The organism is Pseudomonas sp. HN11 (genome assembly GCF_021390155.1).
GTDB lineage: Bacteria > Pseudomonadota > Gammaproteobacteria > Pseudomonadales > Pseudomonadaceae > Aquipseudomonas.
The window spans coordinates 755,001-775,506 of sequence record NZ_CP089985.1 but is presented as its reverse complement, the minus strand read 5'-3'; the positions used below and the strand labels follow the sequence as shown (position 1 = coordinate 775,506).

Below are 20,506 nucleotides of genomic sequence, written 5' to 3'. Positions count from 1 at the left end.
CTAGGCAGCCAAGGTGTGGCGCTCGCCAAACAGCGCCACACTCCCCACCCCCACCGCGCCCATCACCACGCAATACCCCACGCAAATCCACGGACTGGTGGGCATCAATGCAATCAGCAACAACGGCGTGGTGCTCGCCCACAATGCGTAGGCAATGTTGTAGGTAAACGAAATCCCCGACACCCGAACCTGCGCCGGAAACAAACCGACCATCACCGACGGCACCGCACCCACGACGCCGCAACTCAAGCCCGCTACGGCGTATGCCGCCCCCAGCCAGATACCGCCGCTGATCAGGCTGGCGTACAGTACCGCAATCCCCAACGGCAGCAACAGGCTATAGACCAGCACCGCGCGCCAGGCGCCGATGCGGTCGACCAGCAAACCGGCCAGCACACAGCCTATATTCAGAAACACGATACCCAAAGCGCTCAAGGCGAACGTGTGACTGGGGCTCATGCCGAAGGTTTTCTGCATCATGGTCGGGGTGATGACCACCAGCACGACCACGGCGGAAGTGAGCACGCAGGTGAGGATCATCGCCGGCAGCAACACAGCGCGATGGTCACGCAACACAGTGCGCAAAGGCAGTTCGGCAGCGGCCTGGCGGCGCGCCTGCATTTCCAGGAACACCGGGGTTTCGCTGAGCCAGCGGCGTAGCCACACGCCGATCACGCCGAATACGCCACCAAGCAGGAAGGGCAAGCGCCAGGCGTAGTCGAGGATCTCGGTCGGGGTGAAGATTTGAGCCAGCAATGTGGCAGTGAGTGCACCAAGCAGGTAGCCGAAGGTCAGGCCGGCTTGCAGAAAGCCCAGGGCGTAACCGCGATGATTGGCCGGCGCGTGTTCGGCGACGAAGGTCCAGGCACTGGGCACTTCACCGCCCACCGCCGCGCCTTGCAGCACACGCAGCGCCAACAGGATCAGTGGGGCGAAATACCCGATTTGCGCATAGGTGGGCATGATCCCGATCAGCAGGCAAGGCAAGGCCATCATCAGGATGCTCAGGCTGAACACGCGCTTACGTCCCAGGTGGTCCGCAAAGTGTGCCATCAGGATGCCGCCCAACGGGCGCGCCAGATAGCCAGTCACGAAAATGCCGAAGCTTTGTAGCAGGCGCAGCCACTCGGGCATTTCCGGCGGGAAGAACAGTTGACTCAAGGTCAGCGCGAAAAACACGAAGATAATGAAGTCGTAGATTTCCAGGGCACCGCCCAGGGCGGCCAGGCCCAGGGTTTTGTAGTCGGAGCGGGAAAAACGCTGCGCCTGTGAGGAAAAGGTGGCAGTCATGTGATGGCTCGGCAGACAAACAAAATGGCGTGCAGGTTATGAGCTGAGCCCAATGATGGCAATCGCGACAGATATATTTGTTTTCCTCATGGATCGATGAAGATATCTGCATTCCCATATCAATGTCCGTAGCGGAACATGCCGGGAAATTGCCTGCCCCTAATAACTATAAGAGGAAAGACTCGTGGCCGACGCTATCGAAGAAAGCCGCTATGCCCGCTTTGCCCTGCGCTGTTCCAACTTCGCCGAACGCTGGTTCCCCGACTCTTGGGTGTTTGCCGCCCTCGCCGTGATCATCGTCGCCGTGGCAACCCTAGGCATGGGCGCCGCGCCGACCGAAGCCGCCAAAGCGTTTGGCGACGGGTTCTGGAGCTTGATCCCCTTCACCATGCAGATGGCCTTTGTGGTCATCGGCGGTTATGTGGTGGCCAGCTCGCCGCCGGCGGTGAAACTGATCGACCGTCTGGCACACATCCCGAAGAACGGTCGCTCGGCTGTGGCTTGGGTGGCGTTGATCTCGATGGTCGCCTCCTTGCTGAACTGGGGCCTGTCCCTGGTATTCGGCGGTTTGCTGGTACGGGCGCTGGCGCGTCGTACGGATCTGCGCATGGATTACCGCGCGGCGGGTGCTGCGGCGTATCTGGGGCTTGGCGCCGTATGGGCGCTGGGGTTGTCGTCGTCCGCCGCGCAGTTGCAGGCCAACCCGGCCAGCCTGCCGCCGTCGATTTTGTCGATCACGGGGGTGATTCCGTTTACCGACACCATTTTCCTGTGGCAATCCGGCGTGATGTTGCTGGCGTTGATCGTAGTCTCGCTGATCATCGCCTACGCCACTGCGCCCGGCCCGAACAGTGCCCGCGATGCCAAGGCCTGCGGGGTCGACCCGGCATTCAATCTGCCCAAGATACAAGCGCCGACTCGCCCAGGTGAGTGGCTGGAGCACAGCCCGTTGCTGACCATCCTGCTGGCGTTGCTGGCGGCGGGTTGGCTGTTCCATGAGTTCTCGACCAAGCCGGCAATCAGCGCGATCTCTGGGCTGAACACCTACAACTTCCTGTTCATCATGACCGGCGCGCTGCTGCACTGGCGTCCGCGCAGCTTCCTCGATGCAGTGGCCCGTGCGGTGCCGACTACCACCGGCGTGCTGATCCAGTTCCCGCTGTACGGCTCGATTGCCGCGCTGATGACCGTGGTCAAGGGCAGCGACGGCCAGACCCTGGCACACCACATCTCGACCTTCTTCACCTCCATCGCCTCCCACGACACCTACGCATTGCTGATGGGTGTGTACTCGGCGGTGCTCGGCTTCTTTATTCCGTCGGGCGGGGGCAAGTGGATCATCGAAGCGCCGTACGTGATGCAAGTGGCCAATGACCTGCAATACCACCTGGGCTGGGCGGTACAGATCTACAACGCCGCCGAAGCGCTGCCGAACCTGATCAACCCGTTCTATATGCTGCCGTTGCTGGGGGTGTTGGGGTTGAAGGCACGGGATTTGATCGGGTTTTCGTTCGTGCAGTTGCTGGTGCACACACCGCTGGTGTTGTTCTTGCTGTGGGCGTTGGGGACGACGTTGAAGTATTTGCCGCCCGTCATGCCTTGAACGCACCTTCCGATTGATCGCGTGGGGTTGTCTTACTCCAGACAACGGCAACCCCTGACTCCTCCCATCAACGCCTTTCATTAACCTGTCTCGGATTCCTCCTCACCTGACATCAAGGAAAATCCGATGACGCCCCTCTCCAAATCACTGGAAGAACTGATCACTGATATCTACAAGGACGACAACGTGTCGGTCACTGAATACAGGACCTTGCGCGACGACGCCGACCGCCGTATGGCGGCGGTTATCAAGGAGTTCGGCCTGCATAACAACGTGACCGCCTTCCAGAAAGCCATCGACGTGGCGATGCAGCTGTTACAGACCAGTGTCGTTGACGCAAAGAAGGGCAAGTTGACCGACACGGGCGAGGCCATCGTCAAGGATGCAGTGATGGCCCAAGTGGAGTACTTGCGCGCGGGGAGCCAACTGGCTCTGCGCCTGCTGTGATCCGCTGATCCAAATCACTGTCTTCGTTCCGTCACATTGCATTGCTACCGTCCTGCGAAATATCTTGCAACATCTCGCCAGGACTCCCCCCGCAATGAGCGACGATCACGAAGGCCGCCCTACCCCCGATTCCGTAACCTACTCGCCGGTCGATACCAGCCGCCGTCGCTTCCTGGGAGGCGCGGCGGTGCTGGGGGTCGGTGCGACCCTGAGTGCCTGCGGCAACACCAGCGAAGCACCCGGCAAACCGGCGGAGCGGCCACTCACGCCGCAAGAACTCGACAACGCGTTGCACGACCAAGTGAAAACCGTGGTGGTGATCTATGCCGAGAACCGTAGTTTCAACAACCTGTTTGCGGATTTCCCTGGCGTGGAGAAACCGCTGTCGGCACTGTCCGCCGCCGACACCCAGCAACGTGACCGTGACGGCAGCCTGCTAAGCACCCTGCCTCCGACTTGGGGGGGCGTGCTGCAAGTCGGCCCGCAAACGGTGGACGGGGTGACCTACCCGAGCGAAGTGCAATTCCAGGAAAAGCTGCCCAACGCCCCCTTCGCCCTCAAGGGTCCGAACGCCGAAGACCTGCCCCTGAGCCTGGTCACCCGCGACTTGTGGCACGTGTTCTATCAGAACCAGATGCAGATCAACGGTGGCAAGAACGACAACTTCGTCGCCTGGGCCGACTCGGGGGGCCTGGTGATGGGCCATTACGCCCAGTCCCGTTATGCCCTGCGCCTGTGGGACGTCGCCAAAGAGTTCGTGCTGTGCGATAACTTCTTCCAGGGCGCATTCGGTGGCTCGTTCCTCAACCACCAGTACCTGATCAGCGCCACCGCGCCGTTTTACCCGAATGCCGCGCAATCGGTGGCCAAGGCGCAGATCGCCACGCTGCAAAGCGACGACCCCACCGATCCGCGCCTCAAGCCGTTGGACAAGTCCCCAGCCAGTGCCATGACCGGCCCGCCCCAGTTCGGCCCCAGCGCTTTGACCCCGGACGGTTACGCCGTGAACACCCTGGCGCCGCCTTACTGGCCGACCTGGATCCGCGACCCGGAAAACCCGGATTACTCCAAACCCGACCTACCCAATGTGCTGGTGCCGCAAACCCACGAACACATCGGCGACAAGCTGTCGAAAAAGAATGTCGACTGGGCGTGGTACGCCGGCGCGTGGCAAGCCACCTTGGACCAGTTCAAGGATTCAGGCGGTATCCCGAAGATCCCCAACTTCCAGTATCACCACCAGCCGTTCAACTACTTCAAGCAGCAGGGCCCGCAGAACCGGACGGAACGTGACAAGCGCCTGCGCGATGGCGGTCTGGGGGATGAGTCCAGCACCAACAAGTTCTTCGCCGATGCCCAGGCGGGCAAGCTCCCTGCCGTGACGTTCTACAAGCCCCAGGGCAACCTGAATATGCACGCAGGCTACGCCGACGTGGCCTCGGGCGACCGCCACATCGCACGGGCCCTGAAAGTGCTGCAAGAGAGCCCGCAGTGGAAAAACATGGTGGTGGTGGTCACCGTTGATGAAAACGGCGGCTGGTGGGACCACGTGGCGCCGCCCAAGGGCGACCGCTGGGGCCCTGGCACGCGTGTCCCGGCGATCGTGGTGTCGCCGTTCGCGCGCAAAGGCACGGTGGACCATACGGTGTACGACACTGCGTCGATCCTGCGCTTGATCACCCGCGTATTCCAGTTGGAGACCTTGGACGGCCTCAAGCAGCGAGATGACGCGATGATCGCCCGCGGCCAGAAGCCGATGGGCGATTTGAGTAACGCATTACAGTTCAACCTGTAGGTTTTCTTATCCAATAGCGACATGTCGGGCGATTTAGCACGCGGTTTTCCTGGTCAGCCGCTACTGTGTGGAGGTGGGCTTTCACCCCGCGCAGACGGGCTTTCGCTGACAAGGAAACAACAATGTTTAAACCGACCAGGCTGTCCTTCACCCTGGCCGCACTGATGGCCAGTGCGGTCGTACAGGCCGACATCGAGGTACCGCTGGGGAGCACGCAGCGTGTGACCCAACTGTTTGCCTTCCCCAACAATTGCACTGTGATCTGCTTTCGGCCATGGACGCTGGAGCAGACCGCCGAGCATTACCTGAACCAAAGCCTGCAGCGGGATGGCTACAGCCGCGCAAAAGTCAGCGTCAAGACCCATGACGGGCAGGTCTCCGCGACCTTCAGCGGTGTACCTGACAGTTATGGCCAGCCCCTGACGACGTTGCTCAATACCGCCGACCTGGCCTATCAAGGCGCCAGCAAACTCAACAGCGACGGCAAATGGGCCTATAACTGGTACCTGTTCCTGCCGCTGGGCATGGCCCTGGAAAACCGCAAAAGCATCGAGCTGCTGCACTTCCCGCCGGATTACTCGCTGACTCAAGCCCAGGATTACCTGGAGTCAGCCACCACCGACCGCTGGGCCACACTGCTCACCGATAATGGCATCCCGGCCACCGAGACGCCGGCTTACCAGACCATCATCGATATTGCGCCCATCGCCGCGCCTTCCAACGCGGGCAAAGACCTGGAAACCGTCTACAGCTACTTCACCGATTACCAGACGCGCATGGTCCAGGAACTGAGCCTGTCCGCCAAAGGTGCTTTACCGATAGTGGCCTTCGGCGCGCCGGTGCGCAGCTGGATCAAGCAGCAATACGGGCAGACCGTGGGTGTACTGGGCCTGGTGCAGATCAGCCCGAGCGCGGGCCAGACCGTGTCGGTGCTGGGCGCCAACCACCCGAGTTACATCTGGTATGCCGCAAGTCCCGACACCTATGACGGCAACGAGCAGAAAGCCGACGAGGCCGGCTTGAAAGTGATGGGTCAGGACCTGAGCGCCGCCTGCTGGCAGGCCGGAATGGGGCAGAAACCGGCGAGCGACACAAACGTGTTACTCAAGGCGTGCATGAACACCTGGCAGGTCACGCGCAAGGAGCAGACCTGTGAGTTGTTCTATACCTCGGTACGGAATCTGTCCCCGGAGGAAGCAAACGCGAAATGCGCCACACCCGCCATCAAGGCCCAGTTGAAACAGCTGAAAACCGCTCCCCCTGCGCCAACAATCCTGGCCCCGGCGCTGTAGATCGCACAAAAAAAGACCGATTTCTACTGTCAACATTCACAGTAGAAATCGGCCCCATGTTCAGCGAGTCTTGAGCCTCGACCACCCGCTGCAAGACTGGTAGTCAGACACCACTCGCAGGTCGATGCAGCCTAGCCAAGGAGAGTTATGAAAACTCAAGCCAAGGATAAGGCTAAGACCCCTGTGAATGACTGTTTTTACCCTTTCGCGAGCCAATCCTTTGCACGCGGTTACCCCTCGAACCGTGAGTTTCAAGTGGTTCGCAACCGAGAAGGTGATTCCATAGGCATCAAGGCTCGCGTCAACTTTGAAAGCCGAACGTGTATTGCCAAGTTATCCGGCTATGCGCTGAGTGAACCGGGTCAACATGCGTTTCAAATTTCTTCGCGCATTTACCTGTATGACCGATGGTTCATGGGCCTGATCCGTCACTCGTGCGCTCCAAACACTTGCGCCGACACTGACTATTTAGAGCTTTGGACGGTGGTAGCAATCACCGCCGGTACCTGGATCACGCTCGACCTCGCCTTGACCTTCGACTGCTTGCACTGCCAATTTCCCTGCCATTGCGGCGCGGCCAATTGCAGGGGGTGGATCAAAGGCAGAAAGGAACAGATCAACACAGAGGGGCTGCGCTTCCTGGAACAGAAGTGCAGCCCCGGCGGCGCTTAGGCTTCGCCCAACGGCCGCAGACGATACTGCGGTGGCAACTGCTCAAAGCCACTGATGGTGGTGTTCAAGCTCTTCCAGCGACCATCCTTGATGCCATAGATGCAGCCATGGATAGACAGGCTTTGCCCACGGTGCCAGGCGTTTTGCACAATGCTGGTGTGACCGACGTTGGCCACTTGCTGGATCACATTCAACTCGCACATGCGGTCAACGCGCTCTTCTTCGGTCGGCAATTGGGCCAGCACGTCACGGTTTTCGTAATAAAGATCACGAATGGTGCGCAGCCAGCCGTCGATCAGGCCGAACTGCCGATCCTGCATCGAAGCACGGACGCCGCCGCAGCCATAGTGGCCGGTGACAAGGATGTGTTTGACCTTGAGCACGTCCACTGCGTACTGGATCACCGACAGGCAGTTGAGGTCGGTGTGCAACACTACGTTGGCCACGTTACGGTGCACGAACAGATCACCCGGCAGCATGCCGACGATCTCGTTGGCCGGCACGCGGGCGTCGGAACAGCCGATCCACAGGTATTCCGGGGTTTGCTGGCGGGCGAGCTTGGCGAAGAATTCGGGATCTTCCTGTTTGATCGCGTCCGCCCAGCGTTCGTTGTTATCAAGCAGGTCTTGTAGTTCGTTCATCAGGGAAAGCCTCAGGAATGATGCGCAGTTTTGTGACTGACAACCCTTCGTCCAGGTCACGCGACGCGCAAATTAGCTTGAATCTTTGGGGAGCCGAGCCTGTCCACACACTATAAGCCCCACAGTATGAGGATTGGCCATGACTGAATCACGACGTCCCTACGGCGCTACACAGCCTGAACCCATTGATGATAACGAAGATCGCATGGGTTCGATGCGCGAGCTGGATTTTGACGAGAAAGAGCCTACGGCGGAGATTGGTGACGAGATTGCGCGTCGTGAACGTGAACACCTGATGCCCGACGAACGGGTGCGCGAAGCCGGACTGACCGGGGCTTCGACGGCAGATCATGAGTCGACGGATGATGATATGAGCCCGGAAACGCTGATACATGAAGATGGCGCGCGGGATGCTCGGGAGGAAGGTGAAGACCAACCGGCGGATTACGACTTGAGTATCGTGGACGAGGATGAGATTGGCGGCGGAAATGGGTTGGATGAGGCCGAATTGGCCGACTTTGATCCCGTTGACGGCAACCGCTGAAAAAGCGCGATTCAAAATGTGGGAGCAACTGTCTTGATGGTTTTCTTCAAACCATTTTTCCAGAGCAGGCCCGCTCCCCCATTTGGAGTTGCAGTTAATCCACTAAGGTGCAGGCCATGACGACCGCATCTTCGCGCCCACCCACGGCGGGGTAATAATCCCGCCGACGGCCGATTTCGTTGAAACCATAACGTTCATACAGGCGGAACGCGCCGGTATTGCTGTCGCGTACCTCCAGGAAGCACTCACGCGCACTGGCGGCATAAGCGCGGGACATCAGGTGCTCAAGCAGTGCCAGGCCAAGGCCGCGGCCCTGGCTTTCCGGCTTGACGGTAATGTTCAGCAGATGCGCCTCGTCGAGGATGATCTGCACCACGCCGTGCCCCACCTGCTGCTCACCTTCGAACATCAGCCAGATCTGGTATTTGCCCAGCCCGTCGAGAAAGATTCCACGGGTCCAGGGGTGGCTGAATGCCGCGTATTCGATTTTCAGCACCGCGTCGAGGTCGGCCTCGGTCATCGGGCGGAAGGATAAAGCCTCACTCATCGGTTGTTTTCCAACGCGCCATCAGCCGGCGCATGGCTTGCCAGACATCAGCCTTACGCTGTGGCTCTTCCATTAATAATTCCAGGCCCGGCAGGGCCCATACCGAGCCCAGGCCTTCGACCTGCAGTTCTCGGTACCAGGCTTCGGCATTGGCTTCGCCGGCAAAACGCACAGCGGGCAGGCCGATCAGCCACAGGCACACGCAGGGTTCGTCTTCCAGGCGCGCCGAAACAAAACCCTGCACAAAATCCCGTGCAGCCTCCGGGCCCTGGTCCATGTTGCCGCGCACCAAGAGCGGCCAGCGCACCGGGTCGCCGACGATTTGCGGGCTGTCGGGGAGGCCGGCGGCGCGTAGCATGTCCTTGAGCAGCATGTAAGCAGGGTCGCGGGTCTGGAAAGGTTCGCCGGTGGGCAATTCCACCAGCAGCAGGCAGCGCCCAGCCCGCAGTAATTGCAGGGCGAAGCGCGGTGGTGGAACCACCGGGGCCTTGACCACCGGGGCGGCCTCTTCCACCACCTTGGCCGCTTTGACCACCGGCGACGGACGCGGTACGTCGACCTTCGCCCGTTCAACAACCGGGCGTGCTTCACGCACAGGCTTGACCACCGCCACCGGCGCGGCCGCCTCCTCGCCCGACGACTCAAACGCCTCATAGGGCTCAAGCGTCTGCAACAGCTCGGGCCGCGACGGCGCGGCAAACGGCAGTTCGGTGCGGGGCAGCCAGTTGACCACCTGCATGGCGGTCAAGTAAGCGCGACGTCGGGACTCGATAAGCACAGCTCGGCCACTTGTGGATAACTAAAGAGCGGGGATTCTACCGCTGTTCGGCAACAATCGCCCACTGCGCACTGACCGGCTGTGGATAAATCCCGCGTCCGATGCAGTACAATCGCGACTTTTAATCGCAAACCAGCCGGCCATTCCGATGATCGAACCCAAGCGCGTCTTGCGCGCCCTCGCCGAACACTGGGCCCTGCTTGAGCCACTGTGCGAACACTTCGACCAAGGCACTTTGAGCCTGGGCGAGTTGCGCGCGCAGCTGGCGGCCCAACAACTGGACAGCACACCCCAGGACATCACCAGCCTGCTGGACGTATGGATTCGCCTGGATATCCTGGTGCCTGTCGCCAAAAGCCCGAACCGTTTCGAGCTCAACGCACAGATCCACGACTTCCTGGCCTATCTTCGCAAGGAGCACCGGCTTGGCCTGTGCCTGGAAATCGAAGCCTACCTGCGCCACCTCGAGCGCCTGGCCGGTTATATCCAGGACGCGTTCGACATTCGTGATGGCCACGACCTGGCCCGCCAGCTGCGCCTGCTCGACATGCGCGTACGGGACGTGCTGAAAAAACTCGCCAATGACGAACAGGCCCTCGCCGCCGTGGCCGACCGGGCCAAGACCAGCGACCGGCAGATCCCGTTGCGTCAGCGGTACGCCGAGGTCCTGGCGACCTGGGACGAATACGTCGAACCGATGATCCAGCTGGTGAACGCCGACGGCGCCTTCGAACAAGGCGTGCGCAAGGTGGAGAATGTGCTGCTGCGCATGCTCACCGAGCAGCAGCGTCTCGGCCACTTGGTGGACGACGACATGCTGCTGCGCACCCACGCACGCATCCTCGAAATGCAGACCAGCGCCCAGCTGACCTTGCGTCATGCGCGGGAACTGCTGCTGCCGCTGCGTGAAGAAGCGCGCCGGCACAACGCTGTGACCCGTGGCGCGGCGCTGGCGTTGTCGGCGATTCGCCGCAAGGGCCTGGACGCGGTGCCGCAAGCGGCGATGCCGATGTTCACTCGGCCGCAAAGCACTTTCCTCGGCAGTGCCAGCCAGGTCGAAGCCTATGTGTACGCTCTGGCGAATTTCGAACCGAAACCGGCGCGTTTCCCCAAGGCGCACAAGTCCCACAAGGGCGACGCCCAGCGCGCACCGCGCACGGTCAAGGAGATGCTCGAACGCTGCGAAGACGCACTGCCGATGCCGGACTTGATGACCTGGCTGCTGGAGCAGGAGCCGGACGGCGCTACTGACGAATTGCTGTACTGGTTCTCGCGTCTGTCCCGTGAAAAACGCTTCAAGCGTGAACGCCTGGAACGCCGCGATTACCACACAACCGAGCACCAGGTCAGCCTGCGCTCATTCGCCCTGCTCCCGGCCAGCACCGACTCCGCCGAGAATTCTGCGAGCACTCCTTATGCATCTTGATCTATCCGAACTGTCCCAGCTGGCGCCGATCTTTCGCGAGCTGTTCAAGGGTTACCACGTCAGCCGCCGTGACCCGGAGCTGTACGCGCAGCTATCGAACTTCCAGGACCAGTACCGCACGCTGTTCAAGGCCCTGGGTTTTGAGCTGGTCTGCGATACCCGCGGCTTCTACTACTTCGTACCGGATACCGCCGTGGCCGCCGCGCAGGTGAACAAGACCGCGCAACGTCTGGCGTTGTTCACCTTCATCATCGTCGAGCACCTGGCCGACCAGGGCCGCGACCCGATTGCGGTGTTGGACGGTGGCAGCCTTGGCCGCGATGAACTGCCGTCGCTACTGGAGAAATACCGCGACCTGTTTATCCAGGCCGAGGTGCAGACCCAGGAAGAACTCGAAGAAAAAATCATGCGCCGTATGACTCAACTCGGCTTTGCCAGCGAGGACAACGGTATCTATCGCTTCCTGCCGCCGATGCACCGTTTTCTGGATGTGTGTCTGTCGGTGCAGCAAGACCGTGACTTGGCTGCCAGCGTACACAGCGTGTTGCCACTGCCGGCGCCGGTGATCATCGACGAAGACAGCGATGAGAAACTGCTGAAAACCGATGACCCACTGGACTTGAGTGACTTTGCGGACGAAAGCGAAGAAGACGCCCTGGCCCGTGCCATTGCCGAAGAACAGGAGACCGACGCATGAGTAAGGAACGCTACGGCATCCGCCGCTTCGCCCTATTGAACACCGCCGGTTACAGCCTGGGCCTGTTCCCGCTGGAAGAGCCGCTGTCGGTGTATGGCGCGAACAACCTGGGTAAATCCGCCTCGATCAACGCCTTGCAGTTCCCGATCCTGGCGCGCATGTCGGACATGAGTTTCGGCAAGTACACCCTGGAGCAATCGCGGCGCTTCTACTTTGCCACCGACACCAGCTACATCCTCGTGGAGGTCTCGCTGCCCCACGGCCCGCACGTAATCGGCGTGGTCGGGCGCGGCCCGGGCGGTGGTTTCGGTCACCAGTTCTTTGCCTATGCCGGTAAGCTGGATCTGGCTCACTACCAGAAAAACGACACCTGCCTGCGTCAGAAAGAGCTGTTCACCAACCTTGAACGCGAAGGCTTGAAAGCCTACGAACTCAAGCCGGATGAACTGCGTCGTTTGCTGGTAGGTGGCCACACGTCGATCCCGCTGGACCTCACGCTGATCCCGCTGCGCTCCACCAGCGAGCAAAGCCTGAAGACTTTCCGTGCGCTGTTTATCAACCTGCTGCACATGCGCGAAATCACCGCGGCCAAGCTCAAGCAGTTGTTCCTCGATGCGTTTGAACACAGCCTGCGTTCCGGCAGCGTGGATTACATCGCGGCGTGCGAAGAAGCCTTCCGCGATGTAAGACGTATGGAACAGGATTACAACTCGCTGGTGGCCGCTGGGCCGTTAGTGGAGGCCTTGTCCAATGGCGTTCGTCAGCGCGACGTGTTGCGCGGCAAGTTGCATCGCCTATCGCCATTGCTCGATTCGTTACTGGGCACCTGGTCGGACTACGCCAGTGCGCGCAAGGAAGAGCTGACCATCCAGGCCGAGCACTACCGCAACGAACAGGACGCGCTGCAGAACGATCAGCGCGGCGGCACCCAGGAGCTGATGCGTCTGGAACGGGAAATCAGCGGGATCCAGCGTTGGCTGGGCGAGCTGTCGGTGCTCAAGCATCGCTTTGCCCTGGTCGATGACGTGAAAGTGCTGGAGCAACAGCTGCTGGCGGCCAAGGATGCTCACGATGAACTCGCCGGCGCGTTGGCGCAGTCGCGACAGTTCAGCGCCGAGGACTTGGACGAGCGTCTGCGCGACCTGGAAAAACGCTTGAAATCGGTCAAACAGCAGCTCGATCACGCCGACAACAACAGCTATGCCAAGCTGCGGGAAGAATTCTCACAGCAAGATGTCGAGCGCCTGATGCGCCTGTTCAACAGTTCGTTGTTCAGCCTGCCGTTGGGCGAGCATGGCATCACGCTGGACGAGGACGGCCAGTGGGTCAAATCCCTGGAGCAGATCCTCGATGGTTTCAAGGGCGAGCGCTTTGAAGTGCCGGGACTGTCAATCGACATTTCCCACATCGAACCGCCGGCGCTGCAAGCCTTGGCGGACCGCGCCGCATTGCGTGACCAGAAAGAACGCCTGGAAAAAGAACTCAAGCAGCTGAAAACCCAGCAGGCTGTAGCGTCTGACCGTGCCGCGAGCAAGACTCGGACCGAAGCGCTGTACCAGCAGGTGCTGGATGCGCAAAAGGCCCTGGAAGACTTCCGCCGCGCACAGACCCTGAGCGCAGAAGAAGACGAAAAACTGGAAAACCTGGCGCAGATGGAAGCGGCGCAGGATGAGTTGAAACGCTCCAGTGATGCGTTCACCGAGCGCGTCCAGCAACTGTCGGCCAAGCTGCAACTGGTGGGCCGTCAGATCGGCGATATGGAAGCCAAGCAACGTACGCTGGATGACGCATTGCGCCGCCGTCAACTGTTGCCGGCGGACTTGCCGTTCGGCACACCGTTCATGGACCCGGTCGACGATTCCATGGACAACCTGCTGCCACTGCTCAATGACTACCAGGACAGCTGGCAAGGTTTGCTGCGCGCCGATGGTCAGATCGAGGCGCTGTATGCGCAGGTGCGTCTTAAGGGCGTGGCCAAGTTCGACAGCGAGGATGATGTTGAGCGTCGCCTGCAGTTGCTGATCAACGCCTATGCACACCGTACCGATGAAGCCCTGACGTTGGGCAAGGCACGGCGTGCGGCGGTCACCGACATTGCGCGCACCTTGCGCAACATTCGCAGCGACTACGACAGCCTTGAGCACCAGTTGGCATTGTTTAACCGCGAGATCAACAAGCGCCAGGTCTCCAACCTGCAAAGCTTCCGCATCGTGCTGGCTCCGAACAAGGAAGCCCTCAAGCATATCGACCAGATCATCCACAGTGCCGGCCAGTATGAAGAAGGCGAGACCCTGTCGGTGTTCGACCTGAGCCAGAGCGCCGAACAAGACAACAAGAACGAAGAGGCCAAGGAATACCTGGCGCGCCTGGTGGCCGCCAACCATAACCAGTTGGGCCTCAAGGACTTGTTCGAGCTGGCGTTCGAGATCACCAAGGTGCATGGTCAACCGGTGATTCACACCGATATCGATGGCGCGGCGTCCAACGGCACCACCATGACCATCAAGGCGTTGACCAACATGTATTTGTTGCTGCACTTGATGGACCGCGACCAGGCCGGGCGTGTGCGCTTGCCGTACTACCTCGATGAGGCAGCGGACATCGATGAGAAAAACCAGGCGGCATTGCTGGAGACCAGTTTGCAACTGGGCTTTGTGCCGATTCTGGCGAGCGTGAAGCCGCAGGTGTCGGCGCAGGTGGCGATCGACTTGGAAGGTGGCAGCGGGCCGAACGGGATCTACATCGACGAAGCGGACTGGAAGTACATCCGCCGACACGATGTGGTGAAGGCGACGATGAATGTGCAGGCGGATGAGCCGGAGCTGGATGAGGTCTAGTTTGTTCAGCTGAAATGCAAAAGGCCCCTGGATGAGAATCCAGGGGCCTTTTTGTTGTCTGTGTCCCGTCCTGAATAAGGTTTACACCTTCTGACCTATCTTCAGGAGGAGCCAATGGATGCGGGCAAAAGGCGAAGCCAGCGTGACTACACGCTAGCCTTTAAATTATCGGTCGTAGACCAGGTCGAAAAGGGCGAGTTGAGTTATAAAGAGGCTCAACGGCGCTACGGCATTCAGGGCCGGTCCACGGTACTGGTCTGGCTGCGCAAGCACGGCCGGCAGGACTGGAGTCAGGGCGCCTCAATTCGAGAACCGAGGAGCAGGTCCATGACTGAGCCACCCCTCCCGCTAACACCCGAGCAGCGGATCAAAGAGCTCGAAGAGCAGTTGGCGCTAAGCAACCAGAAAGCGCAGTTCTTCGAAGCCGTCGTGAATGTTCTGAAGAATGACTACGGTGTTTCTGTCGTAAAAAAGCGACCCGGCAAGTCCTCTCGCAAGGGCAAATCCAAGACCTGAGCATCACCAGGGCTTGCCTGTTCATGGGCATTTCGCGCCAAGCATATTACCAACGAAATCGGGCTTTCGACGCGAGGGCTCGCCAAGATCAAGAGGTGATGGACTTTGTTCTTGAAAAGCGCCGACGCCAGCCACGGATCGGCACGCGCAAGCTGCATTACCTGATGAGCGTCGAATTTGGCGCATCAGTGCAGGTCGGCAGAGACCGCCTGTTCAGCATCCTGCGCAACGCTCGAGAACTGGTTGTGCGCAAACGGGCTTACCACAAAACGACGGACAGCCATCACCGCTTTCGCCGCCATCCTAACCTGCTCAAAGCGGGCCAGAAGCAGATCGTACCCAACAGGCCAGAGCAGGTGTGGGTTGCAGACATAACCTACCTGCCGACACAGGAAAGCGTGGCTTATGTGAGCCTGGTGACAGACGCTTACTCGCGCAAGATCGTAGGCCATCATGTGCATGCGAGTTTGCATACCGAGTCGGTGATCAAAGCGATGGAAAAGGCAGTTGGTGAACGCCAAACCACGCTTCCACTAATCCATCATTCAGACCGCGGAGCCCAATACTGCTCTGAGCTTTATCAGCGCTTGCACGCCAGTCATGGCATCAGATGCTCGATGACCGACGGCTATGACTGCTACCAGAATGCTCTGGCGGAACGGATAAACGGCATTTTGAAGACCGAGTTTCTGCTGTATCGCCCTAAAAATCTGGCGGATGCAGTGAAGATGGTGGGTGAGTCGGTGCTGATCTACAACGGGGAAAGGCCACACATGTCCCTGAAATACAAAACGCCCGATGCGGTGCATCGAGCGTTTTGAGACTGAAACAGGTGTAAACCTATTTCAGGACTAGACACTGTACTGGCCTCTTCACAGGCAAGCCCGCTCCCACATTTGACCGAGTACATCCTTTGGAAAGCGGTCGAGTGTGGGAGTGGGCTTGCTCGCGAAGGCCGCGCCTCGGTCTATTTGCCGAGTGGGATTTTAGGCGCCCAGGTCAGCCATTCATCTTCGAATTTGTCGAACAACGGAAAGGTTTGCTGTGGGCGGGCGGCGTTGCCCATGCGTTCACCGTCTGGTGTGGCGAAGGCGATACCGCCGGCGACCAGGGTTTCCAGGGACTCAGTGCGTACGGTGGCGCCTTTGAACAGGCCGAAGTCGAGGCCAAAGCCGCTGGTGTTCCAGAAGCGGCTGCCGCTGCGCACCAGTGGTGCATATTTAGGCTCGATCAAAATATGGATCAATACGCGGTCTGCGGTCTGGCCCAATTCGTAGCCGGTCACTTTGCCCACGGTGACTTCGCGGTAGGTGACTGGTACGCCTTCCTTCAGTGAACCACGACGTGCGGCGCTAAGTGTCAGGCTCAGGCCAGCTTCCTGGTGGATGGCCTCAGGAGGTTGGTCCAGCGCAACGAAGCTCTTTTGCGGGCCGGCATTTTTCGCCGCAGGTTGCACTTCGATGTATTGCCCGGTGACCAGGGTTTCCAGATTGGAGGTCTTCATCAGACCCAGCTCAGGCTTGACCACCCAGAACTGGCTGCCAACGCGCGCAATGCGGTCCGCTACCTGAGTAATACGTGCGCTGAGCAGCACCGATTGCATGTCGGCACTGAGGTCGACACTTTCGATCTTTCCGACGTCCAGGCCCTTGAAACGCACTGGCGTGCCAGGGCGCATGCCGTCGGCGCGGTCAACCTTGATGGTCACCAAGGTGCCGTGTTGGTTGGCAGCCTCGCGGTCGGCAAACAGACGAAAACGCGGGATGCGCTTTTTCAGCGGTACGTTCGGCTCGGGGGTTTCGAAGGCGATGCCGCCGGCCATCAGGCTGGCCAGGGATTCACTCTTGACCTGGATGCCACCGGTGAGACCACCGGTGAGGGTGACGCCGCTGGCATTCCAGAAACGCGTGGAGCCGTTGACCAGGTTTTCGTATTCCTTCTCGATGTGGACGCCGATCACCAACTGTTTGTTCTTGCGCGAGAACTGGTAGCTCTGCACCGAGCCGACTTTTACCTGCTTGTAGAGGATCGGGCTACCGACATCCAGGGAGCCGAGGTTGTCGGTGAACAGCACCATGTGCAGGCCGGGCGAGCGCAGGTCCAATGGTGGTGCCTTGGCGCGAGCCACGAATTCGCGCTGTGGGGCGCTGCCTTTGTCACCGGGGCGGATGGCGATGTAGTTGCCTTTGACCAAGGCTTCAAGCCCCGTGATGCCGGCCAGCGAAATCGAGGGCTTGACCACCCAGAACTGGGTGTCTTGCACCAGATAATCCTCGGCCAGTGGGTCAAGGGTCAGTTCTGCGTTGGCGCTGGATAGGTCTGGGTCGATCTTCAAGGTTTTCAGGCTGCCGACTTGAATGCCTTTGTACATCACTGGCGTGCGGCCAGCTTGCAGGCCTTCGAAGTCGGTGAGCTTGACCTTGACCCGGATACCGGCTGCGGCCGCGTCAAAATCTTCGTACAAACGGAAGGGCAGGCTCGGATCGGTCGGTGGGCTGTCCTTGCGATTTTCCGGTGTCGCGAAGGCGATGCCGCCGGCGACGATGCTGGAAAGGGATTCGCTGCGCACTTTTACACCGGAGAGATTGGCGTCGATGCTGATGCCGCTGGCGTTCCAGAACCGTGTGTGTTTACGCACCAGGCTAGCGTAGGTAGGTTCGATGTAGACCTTGATCTCAACGGTGCTCTGGTCTTCAGAAAGCAGGTAGCTTTTGACCTGACCGACCTGGATCTGTTTGTAGAACACCGGACTGCCACGGTTGAGCGAGCCAAGACGGTCGGCTTTGACCGTCAAGTGCAGGCCCGGTTTGGCGTCGGACAAAGGCGGCTCTTCGGAAAGCGCCTTGAACTTGCGCGTGGGTTCCCCGTCACCCGGGCTTGCAGCGATGTAGTTGCCTGACACCAGGGTTTCCAGGCCGGTGATACCGGCAAGGCTGACGCTCGGTTTGACCAGCCAGAAACGCGTGTTGGTCTTGAGGTACTGGTCGACGTCCTTGTCCATCTCGATGGTGGCGATCACCCCGCGATTGTTACCCTCGTCGTCCAAGGCCAGCGCTTTGACCTTGCCCACCGGCATGCCTTTGTAGACCACTTCGGTCTTGTTGACCTGGATGCCTTCACCGCTTTCAAAGCGCACTTGGATATCGATGCCCTGTTGGGAATAGGCACGCCACCCCAACCAACCACCAATGATCAGGGCAATCAGGGGCAACACCCAAATGGCCGACCAGTTGGAGGCTGGGCGGGTTTTAGCTTTAGGCAAATCACTCATGGTCGTCGTCCGACTCCGTGTTATCCCAAATCAGTCGGGGATCGAAAGTTACTGCGGCAAGCATCGTCAAGATCACCACACTGGCGAACGCTGCCGCGCCGAGATTGGCCTCGACGCTGGCAAGTCGCCCAAAGTTTACAACCGCCACCAGAATGGCGATCACGAAGATATCCAGCATGGACCAGCGGCCAATGAATTCGATAAAGCGGTACATCACAATGCGTTGTTGCGCGGACAGCGGTTGGCGACGCTGCACCGAGAACAGTAGCAGACCTATGCCGACCAGCTTGAACGTCGGCACCAGGATACTGGCGATAAACACCACGGCGGCGATAGGGAACATGCCATGTTGAACGAGTTGGATCACACCGGCCATGATGGTACTGGGATCCCCCTGCCCCAGGGAATTGATCGTCATAATGGGGAGCAGATTAGCGGGGATGTACAAAATTGCCGCCGTGATCAACAGTGCCCAGGTACGAGTGAGGCTATTAGGCCGCCGGGCATGGATCAGCGCACCGCAGCGCGTGCAGAGTTGCTCGTCGCTATCCGGGTCTTGCTTGTTCAACTCATGGCATTCGGTACAAATCAGAATACCTGCATCAATCGCCCGCATGATCGTCCTCTCCTGACAACGCTTGCCAGATCTGGTGGGGCGACATCACCACCTCGAGCAGCACCTGAACCATTAATAAGCTGACAAAACAGACAAGCCCAAGGCCTACCGTGATGGCGGCCATGTCGGCGAGTTTAACGATCGCCACCAGTACGCCCATCAGATAGACCTCCAACATCCCCCAGTCTTTCATGTGATGATAGATGCGGTACAACAGCAGTCCATAACTGCGGCCGATGTTCCAACGGATGCTGAGCAACACTGCCAGTTGGCAAAGCAGTTTGAGCAAGGGGATGCCCATGCTGCATAGGAATACAACGGCGGCAACGCCTTGCATGCCGGTATCGAACAAGCCGACGACGCCACTCCATACGGTGTCTTCAGAGGACTGCCCCAGTAGATTGAGCTGCATGATCGGCAAAAAGTTCGCGGGTATGTACAACAGCAACGCCGCCAGCACCAAGGCCAGGCTTCGCTCAACGACGTTGTGGCGGTGAGCGTACAGCTCGTAACCGCAACGCGGGCATTGGGCTTTTTCGCCAAGGGCGAGTACTGGTTTGCGCATCAGCAAGTCGCACTCATGGCATGCCACCAGGTCGTCCAGTGGTAAATCCGATACCTCATGGGCATCAACCGGCTCGGGCATAAATAGGGCTCGGACTCTAAAAAAGGTTAGGTGCCTATTCTAGTAGTCTGGTTCAGAAATAACTGTGCAAATTTGTCGGGGCGTTTGCGGTAGTTGAGTTTTCGCCGCCCAAAACAAAACCCCATCTGCTTTCGCAAATGGGGTTTCGGAATTTAATCTTGACGATGACCTACTCTCACATGGGGAAACCCCACACTACCATCGGCGATGCATCGTTTCACTGCTGAGTTCGGGATGGGATCAGGTGGTTCCAATGCTCTATGGTCGTCAAGAAATTCGGGTACTGAGTCGCGACCTGTTGGCCTCGCTTCAGCAAATTGGGTATGTGACAGCATTCGGTGTTTTGTGAGGTTCGAACTTTCGGTTCATTTCGTCTTCACACACCGCAATCTGATGCTCGTTAGAGTAGTCAAATTGCTTGGGTGTTATATGGTCAAGCCTCACGGGCAATTAGTATTGGTTAGCTCAACGCCTCACAGCGCTTACACACCCAACCTATCAACGTCGTAGTCTTCGACGGCCCTTCAGGGAACTCAAGGTTCCAGTGAGATCTCATCTTGAGGCTAGTTTCCCGCTTAGATGCTTTCAGCGGTTATCTATTCCGAACATAGCTACCCGGCAATGCCACTGGCGTGACAACCGGAACACCAGAGGTTCGTCCACTCCGGTCCTCTCGTACTAGGAGCAGCCCCTCTCAAATCTCAAACGTCCACGGCAGATAGGGACCGAACTGTCTCACGACGTTCTAAACCCAGCTCGCGTACCACTTTAAATGGCGAACAGCCATACCCTTGGGACCGGCTTCAGCCCCAGGATGTGATGAGCCGACATCGAGGTGCCAAACACCGCCGTCGATATGAACTCTTGGGCGGTATCAGCCTGTTATCC

Annotated in this window: 17 protein-coding genes and 2 rRNA genes (1 of these 19 running past the window's edge); 10 read left to right on the top strand and 9 right to left on the bottom strand. The window is 59.3% G+C overall.

Annotated features, from left to right (window positions below; translation table 11 throughout):
• The gene (locus LVW35_RS03395) at positions 1–1,290 is read right to left on the bottom strand and encodes an MFS transporter (RefSeq protein WP_233893727.1); all 1,290 of its coding nucleotides are present in this window, start codon (positions 1,288–1,290) and stop codon (positions 1–3) included.
• A gap of 184 nt (positions 1,291–1,474) precedes the next feature.
• On the opposite strand from LVW35_RS03395, the gene LVW35_RS03390 reads away from it, so the two are divergent.
• The 5 genes from LVW35_RS03390 (at position 1,475) to LVW35_RS03370 (ending at position 7,099) form a co-directional block, all read left to right on the top strand.
• Positions 1,475–2,893 (top strand): short-chain fatty acid transporter, encoded by a 1,419-nt coding sequence (locus tag LVW35_RS03390; RefSeq protein WP_233893726.1) that lies wholly within the window; start codon positions 1,475–1,477, stop codon positions 2,891–2,893.
• A gap of 126 nt (positions 2,894–3,019) precedes the next feature.
• Entirely contained in the window at positions 3,020–3,340 is a 321-nt protein-coding gene (locus LVW35_RS03385; RefSeq protein WP_233893725.1) for a hypothetical protein, read from the top strand.
• A gap of 94 nt (positions 3,341–3,434) precedes the next feature.
• A complete protein-coding gene (gene acpA / locus LVW35_RS03380) occupies positions 3,435–5,135 on the top strand; it encodes an acid phosphatase (protein ID WP_233893724.1) in 1,701 nt (566 codons plus the stop codon).
• A 122-nt stretch (positions 5,136–5,257) separates the two neighbouring features.
• A complete protein-coding gene (locus tag LVW35_RS03375) occupies positions 5,258–6,427 on the top strand; it encodes a hypothetical protein (RefSeq protein ID WP_233893723.1) in 1,170 nt (389 codons plus the stop codon).
• Positions 6,428–6,574: 147 nt separating this feature from the next.
• Positions 6,575–7,099, top strand: coding sequence for an SET domain-containing protein-lysine N-methyltransferase (locus tag LVW35_RS03370; protein ID WP_233893722.1), 525 nt, complete (start codon positions 6,575–6,577; stop codon positions 7,097–7,099).
• Here LVW35_RS03370 and can read toward each other — a convergent pair.
• A complete protein-coding gene (gene can, locus LVW35_RS03365; protein ID WP_003188288.1) occupies positions 7,096–7,740 on the bottom strand; it encodes a carbonate dehydratase in 645 nt (214 codons plus the stop codon). The two genes, LVW35_RS03370 and can, sit on opposite strands and share 4 nt — an antisense overlap.
• Positions 7,741–7,879: 139 nt before the next feature.
• Between can and LVW35_RS03360 the strand changes: the two genes are divergently transcribed.
• The gene (locus LVW35_RS03360) at positions 7,880–8,284 is read left to right on the top strand and encodes a serine kinase/phosphatase (RefSeq protein WP_233893721.1); all 405 of its coding nucleotides are present in this window, start codon (positions 7,880–7,882) and stop codon (positions 8,282–8,284) included.
• A 94-nt stretch (positions 8,285–8,378) separates the two neighbouring features.
• Here LVW35_RS03360 and rimI read toward each other — a convergent pair whose 3' ends face one another.
• Positions 8,379–8,831: a ribosomal protein S18-alanine N-acetyltransferase gene (gene rimI, locus LVW35_RS03355; protein ID WP_233893719.1), complete on the bottom strand. Its 453-nt coding sequence runs from the start codon at positions 8,829–8,831 to the stop codon at positions 8,379–8,381.
• On the bottom strand, positions 8,824–9,570 hold the full coding sequence (locus tag LVW35_RS03350; RefSeq protein WP_233896385.1) for an energy transducer TonB: 747 nt from the start codon (positions 9,568–9,570) through the stop codon (positions 8,824–8,826). Before LVW35_RS03350 ends, rimI begins: the two co-directional genes overlap by 8 nt.
• 187 nt (positions 9,571–9,757) lie before the next feature.
• Here LVW35_RS03350 and mksB point away from each other — a divergent pair, with 187 nt between their 5' ends.
• The 4 genes from mksB (at position 9,758) to LVW35_RS03330 (ending at position 15,906) form a co-directional block, all read left to right on the top strand.
• Positions 9,758–11,035 carry an Mks condensin complex protein MksB gene (gene mksB / locus LVW35_RS03345; protein WP_233893718.1) on the top strand — a complete coding sequence of 426 codons (1,278 nt, stop codon included), beginning with the start codon at positions 9,758–9,760 and terminating at the stop codon, positions 11,033–11,035.
• Positions 11,025–11,732, top strand: a complete 708-nt coding sequence (mksE, locus tag LVW35_RS03340; protein WP_016974932.1) for an Mks condensin complex protein MksE — start codon at positions 11,025–11,027, stop codon at positions 11,730–11,732. Before mksB ends, mksE begins: the two co-directional genes overlap by 11 nt.
• Positions 11,729–14,569: an Mks condensin complex protein MksF gene (mksF, locus tag LVW35_RS03335; protein WP_233893717.1), complete on the top strand. Its 2,841-nt coding sequence runs from the start codon at positions 11,729–11,731 to the stop codon at positions 14,567–14,569. The genes mksE and mksF overlap by 4 nt, the downstream gene beginning before the upstream one ends.
• 114 nt (positions 14,570–14,683) lie before the next feature.
• A protein-coding gene (locus tag LVW35_RS03330; protein WP_233892000.1) for an IS3 family transposase occupies positions 14,684–15,906 on the top strand; the annotation gives its coding sequence in 2 pieces (ribosomal slippage) (positions 14,684–15,035 and positions 15,035–15,906; 1,224 coding nt in all).
• Between the two features lie 146 nt (positions 15,907–16,052).
• Here the strand turns inward: LVW35_RS03330 and LVW35_RS03325 are convergent.
• The 5 genes from LVW35_RS03325 to LVW35_RS03305 all read right to left on the bottom strand — a co-directional run.
• The gene (locus tag LVW35_RS03325; RefSeq protein ID WP_233893716.1) at positions 16,053–18,356 is read right to left on the bottom strand and encodes a PqiB family protein; all 2,304 of its coding nucleotides are present in this window, start codon (positions 18,354–18,356) and stop codon (positions 16,053–16,055) included.
• On the bottom strand, positions 18,349–18,972 hold the full coding sequence (locus LVW35_RS03320) for a paraquat-inducible protein A (RefSeq protein ID WP_233893715.1): 624 nt from the start codon (positions 18,970–18,972) through the stop codon (positions 18,349–18,351). Before LVW35_RS03320 ends, LVW35_RS03325 begins: the two co-directional genes overlap by 8 nt.
• Positions 18,959–19,618, bottom strand: coding sequence for a paraquat-inducible protein A (locus LVW35_RS03315; protein WP_233893714.1), 660 nt, complete (start codon positions 19,616–19,618; stop codon positions 18,959–18,961). The genes LVW35_RS03320 and LVW35_RS03315 overlap by 14 nt, the downstream gene beginning before the upstream one ends.
• A gap of 156 nt (positions 19,619–19,774) precedes the next feature.
• A 5S ribosomal RNA gene (gene rrf / locus LVW35_RS03310) occupies positions 19,775–19,890 on the bottom strand.
• Between the two features lie 157 nt (positions 19,891–20,047).
• A 23S ribosomal RNA gene (locus LVW35_RS03305) occupies positions 20,048–20,506 on the bottom strand; it runs 2,433 nt beyond the window's last position.